At 34.1% G+C, this 21680-nt stretch carries 19 protein-coding genes; 10 read left to right on the top strand and 9 right to left on the bottom strand.

Translation table 11 applies throughout. From position 1 onward, the window contains the following. Positions 1-106: 106 nt before the first annotated feature. From H2O64_RS22415 to H2O64_RS22405, 3 genes are all read right to left on the bottom strand, one after another. A complete protein-coding gene (locus H2O64_RS22415) occupies positions 107-532 on the bottom strand; it encodes a hypothetical protein (protein ID WP_187564481.1) in 426 nt (141 codons plus the stop codon). A 225-nt stretch (positions 533-757) separates the two neighbouring features. Next, on the bottom strand, positions 758-964 hold the full coding sequence (locus H2O64_RS22410; protein ID WP_187564480.1) for a hypothetical protein: 207 nt from the start codon (positions 962-964) through the stop codon (positions 758-760). Positions 965-1128: 164 nt separating this feature from the next. Beyond that, positions 1129-1941 carry a T9SS type A sorting domain-containing protein gene (locus H2O64_RS22405; RefSeq protein ID WP_187564479.1) on the bottom strand — a complete coding sequence of 271 codons (813 nt, stop codon included), beginning with the start codon at positions 1939-1941 and terminating at the stop codon, positions 1129-1131. Positions 1942-2383: 442 nt separating this feature from the next. On the opposite strand from H2O64_RS22405, the gene lpxD reads away from it, so the two are divergent. Continuing rightward, complete coding sequence (lpxD, locus tag H2O64_RS22400) at positions 2384-3379, top strand: UDP-3-O-(3-hydroxymyristoyl)glucosamine N-acyltransferase (protein WP_187564478.1); 996 nt, start codon at positions 2384-2386, stop codon at positions 3377-3379. A gap of 452 nt (positions 3380-3831) precedes the next feature. On the opposite strand, the gene H2O64_RS22395 is transcribed toward lpxD, so the two are convergent. Further along, entirely contained in the window at positions 3832-5388 is a 1557-nt protein-coding gene (locus tag H2O64_RS22395) for an NAD(P)/FAD-dependent oxidoreductase (protein WP_187564477.1), read from the bottom strand. Positions 5389-5666: 278 nt separating this feature from the next. Here H2O64_RS22395 and H2O64_RS22390 point away from each other — a divergent pair, with 278 nt between their 5' ends. Then, a complete protein-coding gene (locus tag H2O64_RS22390) occupies positions 5667-7307 on the top strand; it encodes a helix-hairpin-helix domain-containing protein (protein ID WP_187564476.1) in 1641 nt (546 codons plus the stop codon). Here H2O64_RS22390 and H2O64_RS22385 read toward each other — a convergent pair. Together H2O64_RS22385 and H2O64_RS22380 are read right to left on the bottom strand one after the other, a co-directional pair. Next, on the bottom strand, positions 7294-8382 hold the full coding sequence (locus H2O64_RS22385; RefSeq protein WP_187564475.1) for an NAD(P)/FAD-dependent oxidoreductase: 1089 nt from the start codon (positions 8380-8382) through the stop codon (positions 7294-7296). The two genes, H2O64_RS22390 and H2O64_RS22385, sit on opposite strands and share 14 nt — an antisense overlap. Before the next feature lie 109 nt (positions 8383-8491). After that, on the bottom strand, positions 8492-10597 hold the full coding sequence (locus H2O64_RS22380; protein ID WP_187564474.1) for a LodA/GoxA family CTQ-dependent oxidase: 2106 nt from the start codon (positions 10595-10597) through the stop codon (positions 8492-8494). A gap of 533 nt (positions 10598-11130) precedes the next feature. Between H2O64_RS22380 and H2O64_RS22375 the strand changes: the two genes are divergently transcribed. From H2O64_RS22375 to H2O64_RS22350, 6 genes are all read left to right on the top strand, one after another. After that, positions 11131-12411, top strand: a complete 1281-nt coding sequence (locus H2O64_RS22375) for a hypothetical protein (RefSeq protein ID WP_187564473.1) — start codon at positions 11131-11133, stop codon at positions 12409-12411. 262 nt (positions 12412-12673) lie between these two features. Further along, positions 12674-14602: a vWA domain-containing protein gene (locus H2O64_RS22370; protein ID WP_187564472.1), complete on the top strand. Its 1929-nt coding sequence runs from the start codon at positions 12674-12676 to the stop codon at positions 14600-14602. Next, on the top strand, positions 14599-15849 hold the full coding sequence (locus tag H2O64_RS22365; protein ID WP_187564471.1) for a dihydroorotase: 1251 nt from the start codon (positions 14599-14601) through the stop codon (positions 15847-15849). The genes H2O64_RS22370 and H2O64_RS22365 overlap by 4 nt, the downstream gene beginning before the upstream one ends. A gap of 2 nt (positions 15850-15851) precedes the next feature. Then, a complete protein-coding gene (locus H2O64_RS22360) occupies positions 15852-16178 on the top strand; it encodes a DUF4870 domain-containing protein (RefSeq protein WP_187564470.1) in 327 nt (108 codons plus the stop codon). 11 nt (positions 16179-16189) lie between these two features. Beyond that, positions 16190-16843 carry an alpha/beta hydrolase gene (locus H2O64_RS22355; RefSeq protein ID WP_187564469.1) on the top strand — a complete coding sequence of 218 codons (654 nt, stop codon included), beginning with the start codon at positions 16190-16192 and terminating at the stop codon, positions 16841-16843. 19 nt (positions 16844-16862) lie between these two features. Beyond that, on the top strand, positions 16863-17393 hold the full coding sequence (locus tag H2O64_RS22350; protein WP_187564468.1) for a DUF2199 domain-containing protein: 531 nt from the start codon (positions 16863-16865) through the stop codon (positions 17391-17393). A gap of 149 nt (positions 17394-17542) precedes the next feature. Here H2O64_RS22350 and H2O64_RS22345 read toward each other — a convergent pair whose 3' ends face one another. Beyond that, positions 17543-18070, bottom strand: coding sequence for a hydrolase (locus H2O64_RS22345; protein WP_187564467.1), 528 nt, complete (start codon positions 18068-18070; stop codon positions 17543-17545). A gap of 15 nt (positions 18071-18085) precedes the next feature. Beyond that, positions 18086-18850 carry an MBL fold metallo-hydrolase gene (locus H2O64_RS22340; protein WP_187564508.1) on the bottom strand — a complete coding sequence of 255 codons (765 nt, stop codon included), beginning with the start codon at positions 18848-18850 and terminating at the stop codon, positions 18086-18088. Positions 18851-19016: 166 nt separating this feature from the next. On the opposite strand from H2O64_RS22340, the gene H2O64_RS22335 reads away from it, so the two are divergent. Both H2O64_RS22335 and H2O64_RS22330 read left to right on the top strand, forming a co-directional pair. Then, a complete protein-coding gene (locus H2O64_RS22335) occupies positions 19017-20474 on the top strand; it encodes a nucleotidyl transferase family protein (protein WP_187564507.1) in 1458 nt (485 codons plus the stop codon). 88 nt (positions 20475-20562) lie between these two features. Continuing rightward, complete coding sequence (locus tag H2O64_RS22330) at positions 20563-21045, top strand: CIA30 family protein (protein ID WP_187564466.1); 483 nt, start codon at positions 20563-20565, stop codon at positions 21043-21045. 173 nt (positions 21046-21218) lie between these two features. Here H2O64_RS22330 and bcp read toward each other — a convergent pair whose 3' ends face one another. Beyond that, positions 21219-21680, bottom strand: coding sequence for a thioredoxin-dependent thiol peroxidase (gene bcp, locus H2O64_RS22325; RefSeq protein ID WP_187564465.1), 462 nt, complete (start codon positions 21678-21680; stop codon positions 21219-21221).

The raw sequence follows: 21680 nt of genomic DNA, 5'->3' as shown, positions 1-21680 counted from the left end.
CTTGAAGCTTTGGAAACAAAACTTAAAAAGTCATACCGAACATTAACATAAAAAATCCCCATCAGTTTACTGATGAGGATTTACTATATACAAATTCGTTTTTCTTTTACTTCACACGATCAAATACAATCGCATCCACAGAGAAATCGGTAGGTCTGCCTGCGCCGCCGCCAAATGTAATGGCCATTTGCATTTCGTTTCTAGATTTCATATTGATGATTCCTTTTAAACGTCCTAGTTCTTCATCTGCTCGTTTATCCATAATAATAAAATCGATCGCTGCTGGTGATGTTCCATTGTTTACGGTATATTTCATCGCTGCTTTTACACCTTGGTGATCATACGACTTTCCTCCCATGGTTTGACCATTGAATTCAAACGTAGCATATCCATCAGCACTTAAAGTTAAAAAACCGATGTCGCCTTTGTCTTTTCCTTTCCATCTCCCTACATGTTCTCCACCTGGAGCGGTAAATGAATACATTACTATTAAGGTTACAAGGGCAAGCGCTACTCTTTTCAAAATTTTCATATCGGAATGTTTACTGTTTTTACAATCAACAATATAAACGATTATTTTAAAAAAGACTAATTATTTTTATACTGCGTAATCAATCTGTAACATCAGCGCTTCCAAATGGAACATGATTGTTTTGTAAGAAAAAAGACTGAATTTATATTTTTCGCAATATTTTAGTGATTTTCGATAGTTTCATTAAAAAATCATCAGAAAAACTAAAGACGGATTGAATTTACACTACTGCAAATAGCTTCCAACAACAAACAAAACGTTCTCGCAGACCTGCAACAAGCTTTCGCGAGCAAACAATTCCTTCTCGCAGACCTGCAGCAAGCTTTCGCGAGCAAACAATTCCTTCTCGCAGACCTGCAGCAAGCTTTCGCGAGCAAACAATTCCTTCTCGCAGACCTGCGGCAAGCTTTCGGGATACCCCGAAGCAATCATTTTAAGTAATTTCTATTAAAAAACAAGCGTACACTGAGCAGAGTTGAAGCACACAGACGTTTAAAGCATAAAAAAACGCCATCTTCTCAGATGGCGTTTGTATACTTAATTGCCCAAGTTGTCTAAATAATGTTATTTATAAAGTTGGACTAAAATTTTATTCTTTATTGTTTAACAACCTTGATTGTTTTTTGAGCTTCTAATGTTTGAACTTTTACAAAGTATAAACCAGTTTGTAAACTGCTCATATCGATAGTTTCTAGATTTGATGTTGGTTTTAATACCAATTGTCCATTGATATTTGTTACCTCAACATTTGTAATGTCTGTAACTCCTGTAATGTTTAACTTATCTGTTGTTGGATTTGGATATACTGAAACACCTACTAATTCTGCAGTTGGTGTACTTAATGTAGCAAAATCAAAATCAAATGGTGTTGTTAATGCACTAGCATTTGGATCTACAACATTCGTAAACGATGCCATTGCATCATCAATCATATCTGCCTGCATAAAAGCTTTTAAAGGTGTTACCGCAGTTGCTAACGCAGAATTATTTGCTAAAATGTATAAAATACCACTAGTTGGTGAACCATTTATTTGGATCGTTACTATTGGACTCGTTGTTCCACTAGAAGGAGCTGGCAATGAACCAGGACTTCCTAAAGTTTCTGTGATTAAGTATCCATCAATTGTTGGTTGTGCAACATCAGTTCCATTAAAGAAAGTTGCTCCAGCGCTACTTCCAAGCGAAGAAGTAATCGTTGCAGTAACTCCATCTGGTACAATAATAGTGAATCCGTAACTCTGCACAGAAGTCGCAAAGTTAGAAGCACTCGCATTTGGTACAGCTGCAATGGTATAGCTATAAGCGCCATTATCGACTAACGTATAAGTATAGCCATCTTGTGCTTTTAGTTGCCCTGAGAAAAAACAAAGGACTAAAATTAGTAATGTAGACAAAGTAATTTTTTTCATAATAGATAATTTAGTATTGATATATTTGGTTTTGAAGCAGATTTTCTTCTATTTGTGTAGCTGTTAAAATTTAAAAAATATGCTTATACTTTCTAAAGCATAAAAAGTGTATTTGGTGCTATTCAAGCGTATTGTTTATTTTTAACCGTATTGGTATCATGCTTTATACCCTTGCCGACAAAGGTAGAAAAATTAAGGAAATTTCCAACATCATTTAATACAATCGCTAAAATACTTCTCACATCAGGGTTTATTCCTGATTATTAGATCGTTAGTAGCTACAGTTTACATGACCTATTTTCAAGGCTATAACTCCTATTATAACAACGAATTTTAGATTTTAAACTACAGATAATAAAATAAGTAATACATAAACGTGTTTGATTTAATTTTTTCACTCTATATTACAAGCAATTAATCTAATCAATAATTAAAACAGTAAATGGTATCATACACTATAAGTGAAATCAATAACATTTTAAAAGGTGAATTGATAGGTGACACATCCCAAAAAATTGAAGGTCCAGAAGAATTACAAAAAGCAAGTTGCAATCAAATCACATTTATTGGCAGCAAGAAATATGTAAAGTTTTGGGAAGATTCAAATGCTTGTGCTGCCCTTGTAGGTACCGATTTAACTATTAGCCCTGGTGACAATCGAGCTTTTATTAAAGTGAAAAATGTCGATTTGGCAATGGCAACGATATTGGAGTTTTTTAATCCTATTGCGCCTGTTTTTGAAACAGATATACATCCAACCGCAGTAATCCATGAAACCGCAAAAATTGGTCATGGCTGTAAAATCGGCGCCAATTGTTATGTTGGTAAAGATGTTGAATTAGGAAACGAGGTTATTTTATATCCAAATGTGTGTGTGTTTGATGAAACCGTTATCGGTGACAAAACTACTATTTGGTCAGGAACGGTAATCCGCGAACGCTGTATTATTGGCAGTCATTGTATTTTTCATACGAATGTAAGCATTGGTGCTGACGGATTTGGATACAGACCAAGTGAAGATGGCAGAGGACTCGTGAAAATACCACAAATAGGAAATGTAATTATTGGACATTATGTCGAAATTGGTGCCAATTCATGTGTTGATAGAGGAAAATTTAGTTCTACCATCGTTGGTGATGGTTGTAAGATTGACAACCTTGTCCAAATAGCGCATAACAGTGTTATGGGACGTTCCTGCATTATGGCAGGACATAGCGGACTTGCTGGTTCTGTTACCTTAGGTGATGGCGTTATGATTGGCGGAAGTGCTTCTATTAAAGACCACACCACCATAAATTCTGGTGCAACTGTGGGTGCTGGTTCTGGAGTTATGAATGATGTAGCAGCAGGGAAAACTGTTTTAGGATATCCTGCACAAGATGCCCGTGATATGCTACGACAATGGGTTGCTATACGACAGTTTATGAAAAATAAATAAGTTGCCTTTCATAGGAGATTAATTCATCCTAAAGATTAACGTGAATTCTATATATCTTCTATAAAAGAATATTTTGAATTTTTTAAATAAATCTTGAATTAAGCACCTAATTTTTAGATTCTTATTTTCGTTTTCTTTGCTCGCACAAAGAAAAGAAACAAAAGAAAGTGCGCTTTTTCCAGAGGTGTTTTCAGCTTTCTCTCCGGAAAGCTAAAACCGCATTCATTTTTCTAAATTTTCTCCAAGGCTTCAAAAATTCTTAACGAAAAATGCCTACTACACTTCGGAAAAAGAATGAATTGCCTAGAAAAAATTAGTGCTTATTATATCGAGCTCAGGTTTAGATTATATTTCTATAGACAGTATTTCTAATGCAGGCAGAGGATTTCTCGAATTGTAGGTTCAGATTCTCATGTAGATTGAGGTTCTCAGGCGAGCTGAGGGACTCGAAGCTACAACCCAACAATTGCCGCTTCCGCGCAACGTTCGCCATCCATGGCTGCTGAAACGATTCCGCCGGCATAACCGCCACCTTCTCCGCATGGAAATAACCCTTCAACTTCTGGATGTTCTAAATTTTCTTTTCGTGGAATGTTTACTGGGGAAGATGTACGCGATTCAACACCAACAATATTCGCCTGATCGGTATAATATCCGTTCATTTTTTGACCAAACGCTGCAAACCCTTTACGCAAACGTCCACCAATTGATTTTGGCAAGAGCGAATGCAAAGGCGCTGATTTTAATCCTGGTTGATACGAAGTCGGGTTCAAATCTGTAGATAATTTTCCTTCTACAAAATCTGTCAACCGTTGTGCGGGTGCTACCTGACTTCTTCCGCCTGCCGTAAATGCCAAACGTTCCAAGTCTTTTTGGAATTCCAATCCTTTTAAAACGCCGTGCTTTTCATATTTGTATAAATCGACATCTGCATTGATTTCCACTACAATTCCTGAATTGGCAAATTTATTATTTCGTCGCGATGGAGACATTCCGTTGACTACAATTTCGCCATTTGCGGTTGCGGCTGGTACAATGAATCCGCCCGGACACATACAAAACGAATATACACCTCGGTCATTGACTTGGTTTACCAAACTGTATGCTGCTGCTGGTAATAATTCGTTGCGATCGCCTGTACAATGGTATTGAATATTGTCAATTATTTGTTGTGGATGCTCTACACGAACGCCCATGGCAAACGATTTTGCTTTGAGTGCAACTTCGTGTTTATGTAATAATTCATAAATATCTCTTGCAGAATGCCCTGTTGCCAGAATAACGCGTTTTGCTGTTAGTTCACGACCATCTTGCAAGTGAATGGCTTGTATTTTATTTTCCTTGATGATTAAATCGGTAACGCGAGTTTCAAAATGAACTTCACCACCATACTTTATGATCGTTTCACGAATGTTTTGAACAATTTTCGGAAGTTTGTTCGTCCCAATATGTGGATGTGCATCTAGTAATATTTGATCGGTCGCGCCGTGATATACTAAGTTTTCAAAGATTCTACGCACATCGCCACGCTTGAGGCTTCGTGTATATAATTTTCCATCAGAATACGTTCCTGCGCCGCCTTCGCCAAAGCAATAGTTTGAATCTTCATTGACAAAATGCTCTTGATTGATCGCGCGTAAATCGCGACGACGATCTTTTACATTTTTTCCGCGTTCGAGTACAATCGGCTTAAAGCCTAATTCAACACAACGCAATGCGGCATACATTCCCGCTGGTCCAAATCCAATAATGTGAATTTCTTTCGCATTGGAAACATCTTTATATTCAAATTTATATTCGCTTGCTTCCGGTAGTTCCTCATTGATGTAGACTGCTACTTTATAATTAAAGATAATTAATGGTTTTCGCGCATCAATTGACTTCCGCAATACTTTGATACCAGTTACCTCATCTTTATTAAGATGTAATTGTTTGATTGCTTTTTGCAATACTATATCGTCTTGCGTTTCTTCATCAATCGTAACGCGAAGTTGAATTTCTTTAATCATGCTGCAAAGCTATTCAATTTTTATGAAATGGTGTGTTTTCGTTTGTTTGTTTATGAGTTCATTTCGACTTCGCTCAATGTACATATGAGTTTATAAGTTTATAAACTTATAAGAAAATTAAATATTTTTATGAGATTACTCTTTGCGTAAGTAAAATCTTTATACTATTTTTAAATATGAAGATTAATCTTTTGTTAATTGTAGCAGTAATTCTAATTATTTCAGGTTTATACTTGTCTTACATGTATTGGTTTGGGAGAAGATTAAAATGGCCATGGTTGAATAGATCAAAAGTTATAGGGCAAAAAATTTGGTATATTCTTCAAATAAATAATTTGATAAAATTTAATTTTGCATTACTTTCTTTTGCTATAGTTTTTTATTCTATTACACTATCGTTTTATGGTTCAGATATAATAAAAAATAATAATGAGTATAATATCATTAATCCTTTTAAAGTCATAAAGTATGCTGAAAATGAAATTGATGTGCTCAGCTCGACTATGAAACTTGATACAAGACAAAGAGATTTAAAAAATCAGCTTATAAATTTAAATTTTTTTCTCGTATATGATGCTACTAGGAATCATTCATTTGATAAAAGAAAAACAGAAAAATTACTTTATAAATTTCCTGACAGTATAATAAAAAATACTAAAATTAGATATAATGAGGATTTTATAAAATTTGAAATACTACATTATCTGTCAAGTATGTATAAATCTGAAAAATCTAAAATTAGTAGTGTGTCAATTTCTTTCTCTAGTTCAAGTGCTAATTATTATACACATAAATATATTCAAGAAATAACAGACTTTAAAATTGATAGCTTATATTATTACTTTAAATTTAATATTCCATACACTAAAACTAATTTTAATAGGAAAGAGGAAAATAAATTAGAAAAAATAATAATTGAAGTTTTTAGAAAGAATGAAAAGGTAAAAAATATGAAAAATACATCTACTTTTTTTCTTTTAGCAAATTCAGGTATCATCAATAGTTTGGATTTTGATTTTTTAAATAAAGAAATAAATATTTCTGAATTAGAAATCATTCAACTCTACAACGAACAAAAAAGTAGCAGATATTTTCAAAATATATCACCTAATGTTAAATCTAAGATAAGAAATCTAAAAATTCCATTTAATTTTTTGCATAATGATGATCCTTTAGGGGATTATATCAGTCGCAAAATCTGGAATAAAAACATCATTAATTTATACTATGATTCGGAGACCAATTCTTATAAAGTTCCGCTAACTTTTAAAGACACTAAACAAAAAAAATATATCATAAAAGTCTTTTCAGAGATAGAAACAGATCTTTCTAAATTAGAAGTTATTTCTACTTCAATGAAAAATTCGAAAAAGTTTGTTTATGACGAAATTAATAATAATCATTTATGTTATTTATACCTAAAAAATGATTCAATAGAATTTAAGATTAATGATGAATATAAAAAATTAAAATTTTCGATTAAATCAGAGGATGGAATTGAAGAATACTTATATGATCTTAGTTTCAATAAACAATTACCTTCTAATCCAGCTTTTACTTTATTGGCACTTGGTTACATAATTTCAGGACTATCCATATTTTTAATTTTATTATTCATTACTTGGATAACTCTTCATTTCAAATATAAGAATACAATATATCAAACTAGTAATTCAACAATAATCAATAAAGAAATAGAGAATGATCATAATCCTCATATAGAATTAACTTCAATTACACATATAGGACAAAAAAGAGCAGAGCTTTTACAAAATCATTATATCAAAACATTAGAAGACTTCGTAAATACTACCGAAGAAAAGCTTTCTGAAATTTTAAATAGTGGAAAAGGCATAAAATTATCTAAAAAACAAATCATGAAAATGAAAGAAATTGCTTCAAAAATTATGAACCAGTAATAAAAAACCGCTTCCAAAAAACTTCATCTTTCCAACGCGTTTCTTGTTGATATACTAGATCTTTGGATTGTAAGTATTGTTTAAAGACTGATTGCAACGTTTCTGCATATTCAGGAAATGCTTTAACATCGGCAACGTTTAACTTCTTTTCAATCGCTTCTAAAGCTTTTGCCGAAGTGTATATTGCATTTGTAATTCCATGTGATGATAACGGATCAAAAGACATCGCGGCATCACCCAATGCCAACCAATTTATTCCTGCTATTTGTGTTGCCACAGATGAATTTGCATTTCCACCTTTTACTTTTGTTGTGGTGTCTTCTGTTAAGAAATCTTTTAAATAGGTTGTCTCCGCTAATGTAGATTTCCATTGTGAAGCATCTTTTAATTTAGGTAAGATCTCATTCCCTACATCTGTAAATAGAGAACAAATATTTTCTGTTTCGTTTAGGGCAGAGACAATTCCCCAACCTTCTTTAAAACTTTCCACATAGACTTCATGCGTCAATTTTGGATGTTTTATTTTTGGGATGTGACAACTTACCGCGACCAATTCATCATGAATGGTACTCTCTACTTTTAATTTTTTTAAAACAGCTCGATTTCTGCCTGTGGCATCTACTAGAATTTTCCCTTGAACGATTTTTATTCCGTCATTTTTCGCCAAAATCACCGTGTTTCCGTGTGCTGAATGAATGATTTCAAACCCTTTTTGATAGGAAACCGTATGTTCTTTTACAGCAGCTTGCAATTGCGCTAGTGTTTGTTGCTTGTTAATTTTCAATCCATTTTTATACGGATTCTGATGAAAAAAGTTAATATCCGTTACTTTCGAACTTCCCCACATGGAATGATATCCATACGTTTTTCGATAGGCGTTTTCTTCAAATACAGACAATAATTGCAATTCATGAAGCAGTAGCATTGCGGTAGGTGGCAACGTTTCGCCCAATGCAAACGATTGTTTTTCCTCTTCCCGATGCAATATGACAAAAGGAATATTTTTTCGTTGTAAAAGCACTGCAAGCGTGATGCCTGCAATGCCATTACCTATAATGATGACTTCTTTTTTCACATTTTTTAATTTTTCAGTTCGCTGTTTTCAATTCACAGTTTTATTAATTATGTCTAACTGTCCAACAGCGGAACGCGTCTAAGAGATTCCCGTATACACGGGAACGAGTCTAATTATCATTCGCATCAAAAGCTACATATACCATATCAGGAATTCCGTCAATATTCAAATCGAGCTTTCTTCCTGTCACAACGCCGATATCTTTCCATTGATACACCATATTGATCAATCCGTTCATATAACCGCCTTCTGCGTGATAGCCAATAAATCCTGTACTGGCAGTATGTAACCATTCCAAACGATTCGCGTAAATATTACGTTTGGTGTCGTCTGTAATTGTCGGATCTAACAATTTATGATAACTATCCGCTGGCAATACATGTACTGGCAAGTTTGCTGCCCACCACGATGGAACTGGATATTGTTTTTCAACATATACAGCCTGACAACTTCCCGCGTCTGATTGCCAAGGAATTCCCATCCATTTGGTTAAATCGCCCGGAGTTGCTTTCCACAACCAACTTTCAGGGCTTCCGCTTTCCATCGATTTTCGCACGTCTTCCGCAGTCATAGAAAATCCAAAGTCGTTGTAAAATATTTTTTCTTGTTCTTCTTTTGAAGCTATATTCAATCGAACTTCACGCAATCCGTACGCGCCAATTCTATTCATTGAATTGTCTACAATAAGTTTAAATGTTTCTGAGTTTTCAGCATACATTTGTTCGTGTCGCATTGGCCACGTTAATTCCACACCTGGATGAAATCCGCCACCATATAAAGTTTCTAGTACAGCTCGTGTCATTAATAATGGTTTGCGTGCTTCATCATTTGCTGAATCCAAAAATTGTTGACGATAAAACGCGCCCATTTCGTCCATGTTCTTAAAGTTGAAACTTTCTGGTGTGAAAAAATCACCATCGCGCCATTTTCTTAATTGTTCATATAACATTGGTGGAATAGCAAACCATTGTGCTGGACTTCCTGGATAATCAATGGCATCGCCTGGATAGTATGGTAATTTTAATTCATCGGTTCCGCTTCCGCGATTGACCAAATCGGTGGTGTTTTTACTTGGAATGATCGGTTCATTCGACATCTTATACGCAGGGTCACGGAACATATTGAAAATCTTCTCACGTACTGCATCTGCTTCCGCTTTTGGTTCTTTCTTGTAAATATATTTGAAGGTATCATTTGCAATTAATTCATCAATCGTTTCCTTGAAAGATGGCGCTAAGAAATCTCCTAAGTTTACCCATTGCATTCTATACAAACGATACATCATAGGAAATACCGTTGCCAATTCTGATGCGTGTTCTTCGTTTGCTGCTCCAGTAATTAAGTCGTACATCGTAGAAAGTGGCTGAATTTGTGGCGCATAATCTGGTGGAGCCGAAGCAACCCAAGCCGCAGAGTTTGCATCGTCCAATTCAAATTTTTCTCCTGAATCTTTTTTGCGAATGCTCGCTGTCACTCTTCCATCGCAGATATCATCGTACCAATTGGAATTATCAGCAAAATCTGTGTTTAAGTCCGAAGGATTTAACGCTGCCGAAATTCCGTCCGCGCCATAAAATATAAGTGTTCCGTCATCGTCATATTCCACAGTTCCTAGATTAACAGGTCTTGAATCTACATTCATACGTTTTGCCAACATGCTAAAAGCACTTTTAGACATTTGTGAAGAAGGAAATTCACCTTTGATTTCTTTACGCTTCGCACGTTCATCTACACTTACTATTCCGGGATGATTGACCAATTCTTTTCGGTAATCATATCCGCCTTCTACACGCAATCCTTGATTTAATACATTTGGGTTTCTGCGTTCAGCGCTGATTCCTGGTGCAAGTTTATCTTTTACAAAATTTGGCGATAAGTTTTGATTGTGCGCTAGTACCGATAAATCCAAACTATTGTTGAAATCGTACCAAAACGGTTTCTTATTCGCAACTTCCACTGACCATTCAATGTCGTAATCAGCTGTATTGATTTGATGTGTTGGATTTCCGTTTGCGTCACATTCATAAATATAAAAACGCTGTGCTTGTTTCTTTAAACGTCCATCTTTCGTTAAATAGTTTTGATCAGTTTCAAATAGATTTTTCCAAGGAACTTCGGGGCTGAATATCACTTTATCTTTTTCTGCAGGACCATTTCCAAGTCGTGCAATTCCGATTGACGGATAGATTCTAAATTTAGGTGTTGGGTTTGCCATGAGGTTTATTTTTTGGTTTCCCTAAAGATATGCCTCGCAAGAATTTTATACTAGCGTGTTTTTACGTGTTTTTTCTATTTTCGGATTTTACTCGTAGCTTGTTTATTTGATGTTTTAGTAGATTACGTGAAATATTAATGCTATTTTGTGGAAATGACAATTAAGAAATAACATTAAAATATATCATTATGGCTAAAAGTAAAGATGCTCAGAAGAGTGCAAAAAAAGAACCGTTAAAAACGGCAAAAGAGAAGAAAGCTGAAAAAAGAGAGAAAAAGAACAAGAGAGTTTAAATACCTCAAGCTTTATAGTAGTATTAAAAAGGAATTTCATTTGTGGAGTTCCTTTTTCAGTTTAGTAGTTTAGTAGTTTAGTAGTTTAGTAGTTTAGTAGTTTAGTAGGAAATTACGAAAAATGGCATTGTGTATGTGTAATCTTTGTCTTATTTTTATGAAAAATAACTGGAACTTTTGCATGAAAGTTCTGTATATACGTACTCTAGGCATAATTTCCCCAAAAACCCGAAAAACAAGATGGACAGTAATTCAAAAGGAAATCAAGGAGAAGAATTTGTAAATACAATCGCGAAAAACATTTTTCTTGAATATTGGTGTTACCCAAGTCCAAAAAATGAAAAAGGAGATAAAAAAGAGATTTGTGATCTATTAATAACTTTTAGAGATACATTAATTATAGTTTCAGTAAAAAATTATGATTTTAAAAATAACTACGATAGATATTTTAACAACACTGTTGAAAAAGCATTAAAGCAAATTCAAGGTGCTGAAAAAAAATTGTTTGGAGATAAAGATGTTTACATAAAACATCCGAAAAAAGATATTGAATTATTCCCAAAAGAGAAATTTTCAAAAGTATTTAGAATAGTAATCAACCTTGGTATGGGTTTAAAATTTTATCATCCTTCAAGCTATACAAAATCGGGTAATCATGTTACAATAATGGATGGAACTGCCTGGTTTGCGATTACCAATGAAATGAATACTATTTCTGATTTAACAAATTACTTAACAGAAAGAGAAAAATTATTCAAGAATAAATCTGTTATCATGTTATTTTGTAGTGCTGAGGAATATGATGTCGATACTCATCAAAAGTTTAGTAAGCGAATTGATGAAAATTTCAAGAAAAAAGAAAAGCAAATCTATATTTCTGGTAGTGAACTTGATTTACTAGTATCTTATATTAATAATTCAAATAGTTATCCCAAAGACTTGACAGATGACAGCTTTCAAGGCTTGTATTTTGATATAGATCAATCATGGGAAAAATTCATTTCTGATCCAGTCTATCTAGAGAAAAAAGAAAATGATAAACAAAGTTATTTCATAGATAACTTTATCAAAAATGAAATCGGTTATAGAAAAGAATTAAAAGTATTAGCAGAAAAACTAATGTCTCTTACTAGATTTGAACGAAGAATCGTTTCAAAGTATTTTTTCTCATTCTATGACAAGTATAAAAATGTTCATAAAGAATTTTATGCTAGAGCTTTCACTTACATTGAAAATTTTGGCTTTGTTTTTGTCAAATATCCTAAAAGTTTAAAAGGCAGTTCTCTTGAAAAAATTTTGAGCTTAACAATACAGAGTTTTGCTGTTCACACAAAGTATTTGAGAAAGGACTTCATTATAATTGCATATCATGATGAATTTAAAGGTTTGAGATATTCAAACTTGGAACTAATTCAAGAATTTAATAAAGAAGATGAAAAAGGAATAATGAAAGACGCCAGATCTTTAGGTTGGTTTTCAGATTCTTTTAGTTACCAAAGTATTTCAGAACAAGAATATTAAAACAATGCCTATTAACGTGTGTAATCAATTGCTAGTAAAAAATCTACTTACGAAAATTGCTTACGCTAATTCGCTTCGCACGTGCCTCGCAGATTTTCTATTTAGTCTGTATTTCCTAATTAGTTGCTTAAACACACAACAAACTCATAAACTACTAAACCCATAAACTTATACACAAACTCCTTTTAACACTTCTTTATAAAACAGAAATTATGGTAAAATAGAATTAATCGTTTATATTTGACAAACGTTAATTTTAGGAATGCAATTCAAATACCCAGAAGTACTTTACGCGCTATTATTACTGCTCATTCCGATATTGGTTCACTTATTTCAATTACGTCGATTTGAGAAAACTGCGTTTACGAACGTGAAGTTTCTACAAAATGTTATTCTCCAAACCCGAAAAAGCTCACAACTCAAAAAATGGTTGATTCTCTGTACGCGATTGTTAGCGCTTGCCGGATTGGTCTTTGCCTTCGCGCAACCGTATTTTGCGAATCGTGATATTGTAAAAACGGAGAAAGAAACGGTGATCTATTTGGACAATTCGTTTAGCATGCAAACGAAAGGCGAAAAAGGTGATTTATTGAAACGTGCAGTACAAGAATTGCTAAATACTGTTCCGGAAGACGAACAAGTTTCTGTGTTTACAAATACAGCAACGTATAAAAATACAACGATCAAGAGCATTCGAAATGAATTGTTGCAATTGGAATATTCACATCAACAAGAAGCAATTCCGTCAGTAATTCTGAAAGGAAGAAAGTTATTTTCAAAACAACAAAATGCTGACAAAAACCTAATTCTGATCTCAGATTTTCAACAAAATGAACAATTGAATGTTCAAAAAGACAGTGCATTTACCACTAGTTATATTCAGCTAAAGCCAGCAAACGCTAACAATATTGCGCTCGATAGTTTATATATTTCAGAACAAGATGCAAATTCGGTTACGATTGCCGTGGTACTGAAAAATTCAGGAATTCCTGTGCAAGATGTGCCTGTTTCGTTATACGATGGCGGAAGTCTGATTGCGAAATCTTCGGTAAATTTAGATACGCAAAACAAAGCGGAAGTTACCTTCTCGATTCCTTCCAACAAAGTGATTCAAGGAAATATCCAAATCGATGACAATTCATTGCAGTTTGACAATAATCTGTTTTTCAATATCAATTCACCTGAAAAAATAAATGTATTAGCGATCAATGAAACTGATGACGAATTTTTAAAGAAACTCTACACAGACGATGAATTCAACTTGATTTCTTCGCCAGTAACACAATTGAATTACAATGCAATCGCGACACAACAATTAATCATTCTGAATGAACTAAAAACCATTCCGAATCCGTTATTGACCGCACTGAGAAGTTTCAAACAAAACGGCGGTTCACTCGTGATTATTCCCGCTAAGGAAAGTAATCTGACCACATACAATCAATTATTACAAGCAAATAATTTGGGACGCTTTGCGCAAGTGCCAAACGTAACCGAGAAGAAAATTACCAACATTAGTTTCTCGCATCCACTATTTACGAATGTATTCGAGAAGAAAGTGACCAATTTCCAATATCCGAAAGTGAATCACTATTTCGCGCTAGATAAAGCAAATCCTGCCATTTTACAGTTGGAAAATAACGCGCAGTTTTTAGTCTCGACGAATGAAACCTATTTGTTTACGGCAGCAATCAACAATGAAAATTCAAATTTTAAAAACACACCTTTAATTGTTCCAATTTTCTATAATATTGGGAAAAACAGTTTGCGACTCACCAATCTGTATTACACACTTGGCAAAGAAAATACTTTTGATGTGCAAACGTCGCTTGGACAAGATGCTGTGTTAACGATTGCGAAAGACACGGAAGAATTTATTCCGTTGCAACAAACGGCAAATAATAAAGTTCGAATGACAACGGATGAATTTCCGAATGAAGCCGGAATTTACACGATAAAAAATCAAAACACTGATTTACAACAAATTAGTTACAATTTTGATCGAAAAGAAAGTACGTTACAATATCACGATATGGCATTGTCATATCCAAATAATACACACACAACCGTTGCGCAATTCTTTGAAGATTTAAAAAATGAACAGTCCGTAGCTTCGCTTTGGAAATGGTTTGTTATTTTTGCGCTATTATTTTTATGCATTGAAATTTTGATTTTAAAATTCGTCAAATGAACCTCATCATAAAATCCGCTACTATCTTAGATGCACAGAGCAAACACAATGGCGCTGCAAAAGATATTTTGATAGAAAACGGAATCATTACTCAAATTGCCACTTCCGTAGAAAATCCAAAGAATTACGATACTATTTCGCTTGAAAACTTACATGTTTCACAAGGTTGGTTTGATAGCAGTATTAGTTTGGGAGAACCTGGATTTGAAGAACGGGAAACGATTGAAAACGGTTTGAAAACGGCTGCAAAGAGTGGATTTACCGCAGTTGCCGTGAATGCGAACGCAAACCCGATTGCAGATTCAAAAGCCGATATTTCGTTCTTAAAAAGCAAAGCATTCGGAAATGCTGTTGACCTCTATCCTATTGGCGCGTTGACCACGAAAAGTGAAAGTGTAGATTTAGCCGAATTGTTTGATATGAAAAGCGCGGGCGCGATTGCGTTTGGCGATTATCAGAAAGCCATCGAGAATCCGAACTTGTTAAAAATTGCATTATTGTATGCTTCAAATTTTGGCGGTTTGGTATTATCATTTCCACAAGAAGATAAAATTGCAGGAAAAGGAATGGTTAGTGAAGGACCAAATAGTACGCGTTTAGGTTTGAAAGGAATTCCCGCTTTGGCGGAAGAATTACACGTTGCGAGAGATTTATTTCTGTTGGAATATACACAAGGAAAATTACACATTCCGACGATTTCTACAGCAAAATCAGTACAACTCATTCGCGAAGCAAAACAAAAAGGATTCAATGTAAGTTGTTCGGTTGCCATTCATAATTTAATTTTATCTGATGATGAATTGGAAGGTTTTGATTCCAATTATAAAGTATTGCCACCATTACGAACGCACAACGATCGTGAAGCATTAATTGAAGGTTTAAAAGACGGAACGATTGATATGGTGACTACAGATCATAATCCGATTGACATTGAACATAAGAAGATGGAGTTTGACAATGCGATGTACGGAACTATTGGTTTGGAAAGTGCTTTTGGCGCCTTGCAAACTATTTTTGATACCACAAAAACTATCGAATTGTTAACTTCAGGAAAAGAACGATTTGGCATTGAAACTTCACAAGTTGCAGAAGGTCAACTCGCAAATCTGACACTTTTCAATCCGGACGGAAATTATACATTTAGCACAAAACACATTCACAGTAGTTCTAAAAATAGTGCTTTCTTAGGAAAAGAACTCAAAGGAACTGTCTATGGAATTATTCATAAGCAACAAAAAATAGCGTAAGTATGGATTTCAAAACCATTTCAGCAGGCAAACAAACCGCCATTATTTCCTATATCACCATCATTGGATTTGTAATTGCGATTTCCATGAATGCAGATAAGAAAAATGAATTTGCACGCTTTCATATTCGTCAAGCATTAGGCTTGGGTATTCTTTTTTTTATGATTTCATTATTTATCGGTTATTTCGATAGTTGGATGATTTCAGGATCTTTTTACGTGTTTTTCATTGTACTTTGGGTATTTGGACTCACAAACGCCATTCAAGGTGAACACAAACCAATTCCTTTATTGGGCGATTATTTTCAAGACTGGTTTAAAAATATTTAACTTATACTACCATGCAAACTAAAAAATTATCCCTTGATCATATCATAAAAACTCCAAAAGTAGCTGCTGAAAAGTCGCCAGTTTTGTTCTTATTTCACGGATACGGAAGCAATGAAGAAGATTTGTTTTCTTTTGCTGCCGAACTGCCCGATACCTTATTTATTGTTTCGGTACGCGCGCCAAGAGATCTTCCTCCGTATGGATATTCTTGGTACGATATTCATTATACAGCAACTGATAAAACAAGTGATGATGGACAAGCGATTGAATCGCGTGATGCTGTTGCAAATTTCATTGATGAAGTTGTAGAAAATTATCCTGTTGATGGCGACAATGTTTCGTTATTAGGATTTAGTCAAGGTACAGTTTTGAGTTACGCGGTTGCGTTTACTTATCCTGAAAAAGTGAAAAATGTAATTGCCATAAGTGGTTATTTGAATCATAAAATTTTTGATTTCAGCGATGACAAAGATTACAAAAACCTTGATTTTTATTGTTCTCACGGAAGTGTTGATCAAGTGATTCCTGTAGAAGCCGCACGTGAAATTGCGCCGTTTATGGAAGCAAATAACTTGAAATATTTTTACGAAGAATTTCCTGTAGGACATGGCGTTGCGCCACAAAATTTCCATTCATTCAAAGCTTGGTTGGAGAAGCGGATTTAAAATTTTAATACGTCTTAAAATGTTTTGGAATAAATGGTTTAAAAAACAATCTTCTAGTTTTAAATGCACTACATGTGGAGAAATTCATGACGAATTACCTGCTTTAGGGTTTTTAGCTCCAATATATCATGATGATCTTAATGAAAAGGATAAAACCGAAATTGCTGAAATTTCTAGCGATTTTTGTGTCATACACCATGAAGATCAAACAGATCGATTCATAAGAACAACGCTAACTATTGAAATCAATGATGCTTGTGAAAATTTAGATTATGGAATTTGGGTTTCGTTAAGTGAAAAGAGTTTCAAAGAATACAAAGCTGAATTTAAAAATAACGTTGAAGGAAAAACATATTTCGGCAGAATTTGCAATGAGATTTCAGACTATAAAGAAAGTACTTTAGGACTTCATGTTAATGTTAATACGCTTAGTAACGGAATAAGACCTGAAATAATTCCCCATGAAAACAACCATCAACTAATTACAGATTGGAAAAATGGAATTACATTAAATGAGGCTGAAAAACGTATAAAACAGGCTTTCAAATAATGGGAATTCAATGAAAAATCAGAAACTACCGCAAATGCTGTCGATTGCTACTTTTATAAAATAAATCAGTGAAGTATGAGACGTTTTTTATGTAGAATTTTGTTTGCGAATTATTAAATTAGTTAATCTTCAAATTGTTACATTATAAACTACCCTTCATATTTAGCATACAAAACTTCGCTTAGTGTTTCAAAACTTAGGGTTTTGTCTTTGTCAATTTCGTAGCTTAAAAGCACTTCACCCCAATAAGTTCCATCGGAAAAACTACATAAAACCCATTTATGATTGATCACTTTTACTTTATCAATGGCAAAATTACCGTCCATACCATCAAAAGGAACTAACGGATTGTCTTTACTAGCTGAATTTTGATCATAAATAATATCCGTAATATATTGCGACAAATTATTTACATCTTCAAAGTTATATTCATCAAAATATGCCAAGGCTTCACCATTATTTTTTAATGAGAAGTAACTCAAGTCTAAATTTTCATTCATCAACGTGTTGGTCGTATCTTTATACGCCGTCACATCATTTTTTAAGCTTTCAACTTTAGTACGCAATTCTTCAATTTTTCCGGATTGTTTCTCGTACATTTTATTCATACTTACGTATTGATAAATTGCCAATAAAGCCATAAAAATTAACGCATATAATAGAATCTTCTTTGTCATTGTACTGCTATTTTTTTAAATCGTAATCGTTAAGGTATCGTGCGCCAAAAATACGTTTTCTGGCAAATCTTTCGAAACTTCTGCATGAAAACCTAATAAATGACTGATATGTGTCAAATATGCTTTTTCAGGTTTAATTTCGGCAATAAATTCGAGTGCTTCATCTAACGAAAAATGCGAGATATGTTCTTGAATTCGCAATGCATTGATGACTAACACTTTTAAACCTTTCAATTTTTCTTTTTCAGCTTTCGCGATGGTTTTCACATCCGTCAAATACGCAAAATCATTAAAACGATAGCCAAAAACTTGTAATGTATAGTGCAATGCATTGATTGGTGTGACTTGTACACCTTTCAATTCAAACGCTTCATTATTCTTCACTTCATATTGTATAACGCCAGGTGCGCCAGGATATTTGTTCTCCGTCGCAAAAATATAATCAAAACGTCGTTTAAACTCTCCAAACACACGTTTGTGCGCATACATTGGAATATCTCCTTGACGGAAATAAAAAGGGCGAATATCGTCTAATCCAGCAGTATGATCGGCATGTTCGTGTGTAAAAAGGATTCCATCAATGTGACTACAATTGGCACGTAGCATTTGCTGACGAAAATCGGGTCCGCAGTCAATTACGTAAGTTGCATCTTCCCATGAAATAAGGATAGAAACGCGCAATCGTTTATCGCGAGGATCATCACTCAAACACACAGGATGATCGCTTCCTATAATTGGAATTCCTTGCGAAGTTCCTGTGCCGAGAAAAGTAACTGTCATCATAAACGTTGATAATTTGTTAAGAATCAGGTGTATTTTTAGAAAGATGTATTCCATTCATCGATCATTCTTCAAATTTAACTTATTATTTAACAAAAAACCTGAAATATATAGTCCAAAAAAATTATGAATGTTTATTTTTGTAGTAAACAAATTCAAACTACGCATGGCTATTGTCTACAAAGGTGACACTAACATAGAAAATGTACCTTCTATCAAAGCGAAAGCATTACGGATTAACTTAAACAGCCAAATCTATGGTACATTTGCCGAGATTGGTGCTGGACAAGAAACGGTTCGTCACTTCTTCAGATCTGGTGGCGCTTCGGGTACAATTGCGAAAGCAATGAGTGCGTATGACAAAGATTTTAGTGATGCAATTTATGGTATTGAACAAGATCGTCGTTACGTAACGGAAGCACGTCTAAAAAAGATGCTTACGCATGAAATGAAGTTGTTAAACACTCGCATTTCGCGTGACAAACATCCTGATAAGATGTTTTTCTGTTTTGCGAATACAGTGGCAACTATTGATTTTGCGAAGAAATATAAAGGTCATGGTTGGATGGGAATTAAGTACCAAACTGATCCTACACAAGATTACAACGAAATTATCTTACACGTTCGTTTTCACGAAAATGACGCAAAATTACAACAAGAAACACTAGGAATTATGGGTGTAAACCTTATTCACGGTGCTTTTTACAAATACAACAATCCGAAAAATTTACTAAAATATTTATACGATCATATTGATAAGGATAAGATCGAAATTGACACAATTAACTTTTCTGGACCACAATTTGACGATGTTGACAACCGATTGATGAGTTTACAACTTTTGAAAAATGGAATGACAGAAGCCGTTATTTTTGGACCTGATGGAAATAATATTCTTCCTGCTAGATTGCTTTACAAGAAGAATATTTTAGCGCTTCGTGGAAGTTTCCGTCCTGTAACCAAAGTGAACATGGACATGTATCAAAAGTCGTATGATATTTTTATACGTGAAAATAAAGTTGATGTTGATAAAACGGTGGTACTATTTGAAATTACACTTTCCAATCTTCGGGCAGAAGGTGAAATTGATGAACAAGATTTTATGGACAGAGCGCAATTACTCGGTTCACTTGGGCAAACCGTCATGATTTCCAACTTTAAAGAATACTACCGATTGGTCGAATACTTCTCTAACTATTCAAAAGAACGTATGGCGTTGACAATGGGCGTAAATAACCTCGTTGATATCTTTGATGAGAAATACTACCGTCATGTCAGTGGAGGAATTTTAGAAGCGTTCGGTAAACTATTCTATAGAGACTTAAAAGTGTATTTATATCCAATGAAACGCAAGGAAACTGGCGAATTGGTGAACAGTAACAATATAAAAGTACATCCACGTATGAAAGAATTATACAAATTCTTCAAGTACAATGGAAAAATGGTTGATATTTTTGATTTCGATAATGATATTCTACAAATTTTCTCTAGAACAGTCTTAAGAATGATTGCGAGTAACGAAGAAGGTTGGGAAGACATGTTACCAGATGGCGTTGCCGAAATTATCAAAGAGAAGCATCTATTTGGATACTTACAACAGAACGAATTGATCGAAAAAGAATAACAATACAGACAAAATAATCAAAGCTCCTTTTTAGGGGCTTTTTTTAGTTGAAAATTGAATATTACGAAACAATTTTTAATCCTATACTATGACAATTTTTGATTTTACAAAAACAAGCGACATATCTAATTGGTATGTTGTAAATGACGGCGTAATGGGCGGATTATCGCAAGGAAAATTTACCCAAAATGAAGCTGGAAACGGCGTTTTTAGCGGAATTATTTCCTTGGAAAATAATGGCGGCTTCTCGGCTATTCGCTATGGAATTGGAACTACAGATATTTCAGGAAAAAATACAGTTGTCATTCGTTTGAAAGGTGATGGGAAAAAATATCAATTCCGTCTGAAACAAAATAGTGACGATCGCTATTCGTTTGTGACACAGTTTGAAACTTCTGGCGATTGGGAAATCATTGAAATTCCATTGAAGAGTTTATATCCAACATTTCGTGGGCAAAAATTAACGATCGGAAACTTTTCTGAAAACTATTTGGAAGAAATCGGATTCTTGGTTGGTAATAAAAAACGAGAGCAGTTTCAACTGGAGTTGGATTATATAGAATTGAAGTAAAAGAATTAGAGTTTATATGAAATGTTCTCGATACAATTTTTGTCTATTCTGCTTACGCGAATACAAAAAAATCACTCGAACTGACGGTTCTGAAACATACAACAAACGTCACTTCGAGTGAAATTTTGGAAAAATTTTGTATCGAGAAGTATTTTTATTTACACATTAAGAAACTATTCCACCAACGCCAAAATCTGCGCTGCATGATCTTTCGTTTTCACTTTATCAATCACATGATCTACAACACCTTCTCCATTGACTAAGAATGTTTTACGATGGATTCCATCATAGATTTTTCCCATGAATTTCTTTTCGCCCCAAACTCCGAAAGCTTCAATAACTTCTTTGTTTTCGTCTGCTAATAATGGAAATGGAAATTCGTATTTGTTTTTAAAATTTGTTTGCCTTTTTTCTGAATCGGCACTTACGCCCAACAATTCAAAACCTTTGCTTTGTAGTTCTGCATAATGATCTCTCAAATTACAAGCTTCTGCCGTACAACCTGGTGTACTTGCTTTTGGATAAAAGAAAACCACGAGTTTTTTTCCACTAAAATCTGATAAAGAAACTGCGTTTCCATCTTGATCATTTACGGTAAAATCGGGTACTTTATCACCTATTTTTAATGTGTTCAT

Origin of the sequence: Kordia aestuariivivens (genome assembly GCF_014397005.1) — a bacterium.
Taxonomy (GTDB): Bacteria; Bacteroidota; Bacteroidia; order Flavobacteriales; family Flavobacteriaceae; genus Kordia; species Kordia aestuariivivens.
Note: the sequence above shows the minus strand (reverse complement) of the source record. Positions and strands in the feature narration are given on the sequence as shown.